This window comes from Paludibaculum fermentans, from assembly GCF_051172195.1.
Taxonomy (GTDB): domain Bacteria; phylum Acidobacteriota; class Terriglobia; order Bryobacterales; family Bryobacteraceae; genus Paludibaculum; species Paludibaculum fermentans_A.
The window spans coordinates 1-3389 of record NZ_JBPJAQ010000013.1 but is presented as its reverse complement, the minus strand read 5'-3'; the positions used below and the strand labels follow the sequence as shown (position 1 = coordinate 3389).

Below are 3389 nucleotides of genomic sequence, written 5' to 3'. Positions count from 1 at the left end.
ACGGCGGGGCGCAATCTATTTCCGACAGGCTCTCAGGCTGTCCCCCTCCCTGTCCCCCTCCCGTAAGGCCCGCTCAGCGAGTACGCTTCGGATCGGCCGCGATGATCGCGCCATCCCCAATTCCATCAACAATGCCGGCAGGGCCGCCCTGCCATCTGTCTCTGACTGCCCGGCTCAACCTGCGCCGGTTACCCTAGAACCCGGTCTCCGTCCGCCCCCTGGAATGCCGCTCGCGCGTCCGCCTCACGCCTCAGAACCTCATCCAGGACGCCCTGGAAGTTCAGCAACCCGGAAAGTGGCTGGAGCCAGGGATCGCATCTCATGGCTGTGGAGCAGCAGAACCCCTCTCTCGTCAGTTCGCTGATCGCACTCAATGCCTCGGCATGTTCCCCCTCTCGCGCCAACTGCCGCGCCAGGTAGAACTTCGCTTCCGGATCTTTTGTCGGCCGCCACTCCAGGGCCTTCCTGACGATTTCAATACTCCTGGCGTGGTCTCCCTGAAGAGAGTAGCGGAGCGACTCCATCATGGCGGGAAACTGCCCGCCCGGAGAAGTACGGCCCAGCAGCGCCTCAGCGGCCTCGGCCTCCCGCCCTGCGGCAGCCAGCGCTGCCAGATCCAGATAGTATCTGGCGCCCAGGGCATACCACTCGAGCGTGCGCTCATAGTCCCCCAGCAGGAAATACGTGCCGGCTACCCCGGTCACGATCCTCGAATCGAGCTGCCGCGCCCTGTGATGCGCTCTCACCGATTCATCTAACAGGCCGCAGTAACGGCACGCCTGGATCAGGCCCGTGAACAGCTCGGGATCGTTGGGACGCCGCGCCTCTTGCTTCAGCAGGCGCACCATCGCCGCCTGCGCTTGCCCCATATCTGTCTCCAGGGGAGTGTACAGATTGTGGGCAAGGGACAGGTCAGGACTCAACGCAAAGGCCCGGTGGAATGCCCACTTTGCCAGTTCCAGGCTCTGTGGTCCCTCCCAGCCGAACTTCTCCAGCGTTCGATAGCACCTGCCCAGTCGCGCCCAGGCCGGTGCATAATCCGGGTCCTCGTCCAGGCATTCTCGATATAGGTCCCGCGCGATCGACAGGCTCTCAGAAGTCCGCTGGCGCTGCACATAGTTTGCCCGCAGGTAGAACTCATAGGCTCTGGAAGACGCCGGTACATCGTGGTCCAGAACACGCCGCTCGTGCTCAGTCAGCTTCAGCACCAACGAATCCACTATTCCGTGCACAATTCTGTCCTGAACCTCGATCAGGTTGTCGAGCCTTGCATTGCACACGTAGGAGCCAACTACCGTGCCGGAGGGTGCGTGAATCAGTTCCCCGGTAACTCGCACCTGCTCGGTCTCGCACAGAATGCTCCCCGCCAGCACCATGTCTACATCCGCCTCGCGCGCGATGCTTCTGGGGTCCGGGTTGCCTTCTGACAAACGCGCCGCCACCAGGCTGGAACGGACCGTCAACGAGCGCAGCCCGGCCAGTGACGCCGAGATCGCCTCCGGCAGACTGTGTCCCAGGAAACCGGCCCGTTCGTCGCCGTTCAGCACACTAAACGGAAGCGCGATCAGCCGTATGACGTGTTCGACCCGTCGCTCCTCCTCAGCCGGATGGGGACCGTCCAATTCCTGGCCGGAAGCCCAGGTTCTGGTCACCGGAGCAAGAAAGCGATACCCCTGCTTGGGAACCGTTTGAATGTAATCGCACTCGGCCCCGGCATCCCCAAGAACCCTGCGCAGGAGTGAGATCTTGCTGGCCAGGCTGACCTCTTCAACAAAGCTGTCCGGCCACAGCGCCGACATCAGATCGTCTTTCCGCATCAGGTGGCCCGAGTTGCGTACCAGCAGCAGCAGGGTCTCAAAGGCCTTGTGTGGGAGGTTCAGAACCTGATCGCCCCGCCGCAGCATGCGTTCGCCAGGCACCAGCCGGAACGGGCCGAACACGTAGGCTTGCGGCTCGGCCGCCTCCGCGGGCTGCGCTGGGCCTCCAGAGACGGCGATTCGACGGCCCGAACTCGACAATGTCCGGTCAGATTTCATCAGGAAAACACCAAGTTTCCGTCAAGACTCTCCCGGCCATCCCCCGCAATACTGTTCCCGTGCTGGTTCGCAGGAAACAGACCTTCAGATCTGGATTCGTACAAATTCTAGTCCACTCACAGGGAGATTGATATGAGATTCTCAACCACCGTAGTGCTGGGAGCCCTGCTCCTGGCTGCATCGCCCTCACTGTTGGCCACCGGCAACCTCACCTCACCCGCCGGCGCGGGTCAGGTGGTCGTCGCCTTTTCGGGCGTGCCGGTTTCCACCGAGACACCCAAAAACCCCAAAGAACCATATATCTGCGTTTGGTACCCCCTGCTGCTCGGCGATCTGGACCCGGCGTCCTTGTTCGCGCCGTCGGCCGGTGGCCAGGGCCCGGCTGTCAACAAGGAACACGCCTTTCTCATCTGGGTTTCCGACTACAACGCCGAAGTGGTCTCCTCCACGGCCGGCGGCTTCACCCTGATGCTCGTGCCGGCGGGAACCGCCACCGTCTACTACAAAGACCAGCCCGCCCAGCGGAACTGGTCCGATCCCACCAACCGGTCCACCTGGGGAGAACCCGTGGCCACGTTCATCCGGAAAGCGGGCATCTTCCAAAGCCCGGATGAAGGCAACTCCGGCACCATGATCAGCGGAGCCGAACTCGTGTCGGCGACCTCCTTCACCCTGAACGGACAGTCGTTCAATTTCAAAGACCTGATGCCGAACGGGATGACCTGCTTCGAAGCGGGCGTCGGGGTTGCTGAGTCCGGCACCTGCGTCGCAATCGGCGGACCGGCGCAGCAGACGCTCGCCGTGGCCGGGCCGAAGGATCAAACCGTGGTCGCCCGCCAGATTCAACTGGACGGCTCGAAGTCCACCAGTGCGGACGGAAACCCGCTGACCTACCTCTGGACCATTCCCGCGGGCAGCCCCTCGGCGGCCATCCTGGGTGCAACCACACCCACACCGAGCGTGCAGTTTGCGCAAGGCCGGGCCGCCTACTTCTTCGAACTCACCGTCACGGATTCAGCCGGAAAGTCGTCGACCGACTTCGTGATGGTCAACTACCAGGGCAACTGACGCTGCGCCGGCCACGGCAAACCTGACCCCAATCGGAGCAATCCAACCGGAACCGGCTCGACACCCGGTAGGCGCGGCACGCCGCCCCGCGGCCACTGCGTGATCTGCGAAATCTGCAATCACCCCGGGCCGGTTCCCACGGATGCTTTGTGGCCAACGAATCCAATAGGCCGTGGTCCGCGCTCCGATGCCAGTTGGCCGGTTGCGTGGCCCTCCAGCGAACGCGGAATCGCACTACCGCCCCGTCTTCGGTCTACCAGTGAACCAGATCCCATTCGGAGCATC

General features: G+C 63.0%; 2 protein-coding genes. One reads left to right on the top strand and one right to left on the bottom strand.

Going from position 1 to position 3389, the window contains the following annotated elements; genetic code table 11:
* Window positions 1-188 precede the first annotated feature (188 nt).
* Window positions 189-2036, bottom strand: a complete 1848-nt coding sequence (locus tag ACR9Y2_RS40220; protein ID WP_435047575.1) for a winged helix-turn-helix domain-containing protein — start codon at window positions 2034-2036, stop codon at window positions 189-191.
* 132 nt (window positions 2037-2168) lie between these two features.
* Between ACR9Y2_RS40220 and ACR9Y2_RS40215 the strand changes: the two genes are divergently transcribed.
* Window positions 2169-3104, top strand: a complete 936-nt coding sequence (locus ACR9Y2_RS40215; RefSeq protein WP_435047574.1) for a PKD domain-containing protein — start codon at window positions 2169-2171, stop codon at window positions 3102-3104.
* The last annotated feature ends 285 nt before the right edge of the window (window positions 3105-3389 follow it).